This is a genomic window from Pedobacter sp. (assembly GCF_035566355.1).
In the GTDB taxonomy this organism is placed as follows: domain Bacteria; phylum Bacteroidota; class Bacteroidia; order Sphingobacteriales; family Sphingobacteriaceae; genus Pedobacter.
Map to the genome: position 1 here is coordinate 1 of NZ_DATMRL010000506.1, position 2,606 is coordinate 2,606.

2 protein-coding genes and 1 tRNA gene are annotated in these 2,606 nt (G+C 37.8%); 2 read left to right on the top strand and 1 reads right to left on the bottom strand.

The window, feature by feature from the left end; translation table 11 throughout:
• The coding region (locus tag VNZ46_RS19705) for a serine hydrolase domain-containing protein (RefSeq protein ID WP_325561822.1) at positions 1-953 on the bottom strand (953 nt) is incomplete at its 3' end.
• A gap of 283 nt (positions 954-1,236) precedes the next feature.
• On the opposite strand from VNZ46_RS19705, the gene VNZ46_RS19710 reads away from it, so the two are divergent.
• A tRNA-Lys gene (locus tag VNZ46_RS19710) sits at positions 1,237-1,309 on the top strand.
• Between the two features lie 185 nt (positions 1,310-1,494).
• On the top strand, positions 1,495-2,606 hold a 1,112-nt coding region (locus tag VNZ46_RS19715), incomplete at its 3' end, for a rhomboid family intramembrane serine protease (RefSeq protein ID WP_325561824.1).

Consider the following 2,606-nt stretch of genomic DNA (forward strand, 5'->3'; position numbering starts at 1 on the left):
TGCTTTTCTATTTTTTGAAACAGGGATTTTTTGGGAAAATTATAGGGCTTTCCGTCTAAAATAGATTGAATAATATTGTTGATTTCCGATAGTTTTATGTTTTTATTATTACTCATTAGTATAATCGTGCGCCCTTTAGGAATATTTGAAGAAAAGAAAACCTCAGAATTCGAAACAGATCCAATATCTGTGTGAGAAAGCCATTTGTCACCTTCCATTGTACCATAACCTAAAGCAGAAGGCTTATCCTTTTCTGCCGCAACAAGAAGTTGTTTCACTGAATTGGCATTAATGAACTTAAGCTGATATAAATGCTGTATCCAGGCATACAATTCATCTAATGTAAAATATACCTGCATGGGAGAAGGGAGATCGAGCTTATCTTGCTGATGATCATTATTAAAAGACTTAGCTACAAAAGACTCCTGCTCCTTGGACTGTGCGGGTAGAATATGTATTCCACTTGGTTTAAATAATTCATCCGCAGTAAACTGGGTAAATGAAACCCCTGTAAGTTTTTCGACCAGCTTTTGCTGTAAAATAATACTGGTATTGTCATTTGCATGCTGCAGCAACTCCTTAATACTCATTTTATCGGCCCATTCAGGCAATTCTGAAAGATATTTAGATAATTTATCTTCAACACCTAATTTTCCACGCTCACTCAGCATCATAATACCAACCGCGCCGAATTCCTTAACGATAGAACCAAGGAGAAACTTGTATTGATCTGTCAGCCTATTCTTCTTTGCTGCCTCTGCAAAGCCCATAGATCCTTTATAGACCACATCCCCTTTCTCTGCAATCAGGACATTTCCATTAAATAAACCCAACTGATAAACATGATCAATCAGTGAATCGATCAGAACGGTTTTTTTATCCTGAGCATCGGCATGATTCAAAGTAAAGATCAGGACAACAATTGCTATGCTGCCCGAGAAATATTTTCCCATAATGCAAAATGGTTCTATCGGCTTTATAATTTGAAATGATATACGCAATTAATGTTCCATATATTCAACGAAACAACAGATTGTTCAGTATAAGGTTGCAATTTTATAATATCTCAGAATTCCATACCAGCTTTTTGTGGTAAAAAATAATATTAAATAAAAAAACTGAACTAACATTCAGCTATTTGCCTTTTGTAAGCGTGGTCTGACTATTTTTCCATCCGATTAATTAGGCAAGTTAAATCAAAAATTATATCTTTGCACTCCTTCAAATAAAGAAGAAGATTCCGTAGCTCAGCTGGTAGAGCATTACACTTTTAATGTAGTGGTCCTGGGTTCGAATCCCAGCGGGATCACGAAAAGCCTCAACGAAAGTTGGGGCTTTTTGCTTTGTGCTGGTCCTTAAATTGTTAAAAAACCACTGATTAAACAATCCCCCTATTATGTTGTTTCTGTGTAATGATCCTAGTTCATGGTTAACGTTCAACACAAATATAAGAATCACTCTTCTTAACAACCATAATAATACGATTAAAATCCTATGGGAAAATCCGAACAGAATTTGCCAATAAACGGTCTTACCAACAAAGAGTTTCTTGTCGCGGCTTTTGAAGCCATCAAATATCTTAATTGGCGCATCAGGTTTATTTCTGACGCAGGTGTAATAGCCTACACCCAAAATAGCGAATATTCATGGAATGGAGAGATCACGGTCAAATTGAATCAGGACTCGGCAAATGTTCAGTGTGTCTCTATATCTGCTGCGATGACGGACTTTGGGCAGAGTGAGCGTGCTGTTTCTCAATATAAAGCAGCCTTTGAAAAAATGAAATCGGCATTTACCGAAGAGGAAATCCGACAAAAATATAAAGTTTACAAAAAGGATTTTGTGCCACCCTATGAAGATACCTTAAAGCCCGATATCAGGCCAAAATATAACTTTTCCGGTGGATTCCTTTCTTTTTTTAAACCTGGGGAGGGATATTACATAACGCCCATTTTAATAGACCTGAACATTTTAATTTTTCTAATCATGGTGTGTACAGGCGTTTCGGTATTCGAACCAACTGGTCAAAGTATGGTTGGTTGGGGTGCTAATGCAACGGTTGCCACGCTTAATGGGCAATGGTGGCGGCTTATAAGCAATTGCTTTATCCATTTTGGCATTATTCACCTGCTGATGAATATGTATGCGCTTTTTTTCGTGGGATTCTTACTGGAACCTTTCCTTGGCAAAGCAAAATTCATCGTTGCTTACTTGTTTACCGGCATTATTGCCAGTCTGGCAAGCCTTTGGTGGCATGATAATACGGTGAGTGCGGGCGCGTCAGGTGCTATCTTTGGACTTTATGGTGTGTTTCTTGCTTTGTTAAGCACGAACCATATTGAACGTTCCATGCGTAATGGACTGTTAGCCAACATTAGTGTTTTTGTGGTTTATAATTTAGTATATGGTAGTTTTAAAGGTGGAATAGACAATGCGGCACACTTGGGTGGCCTGCTTAGCGGCATGCTAATTGGCTATGCAGTTATGCCCTCCTTGCAAAAACCAGATAGTGTCAAAATAAAAAGGTTTACACTGATTTCAGTGGCAATTATTGCAATCATTTGTTCTGTCATAACTTATAAAGTCTTGTCGAAAAGTGATCGGCT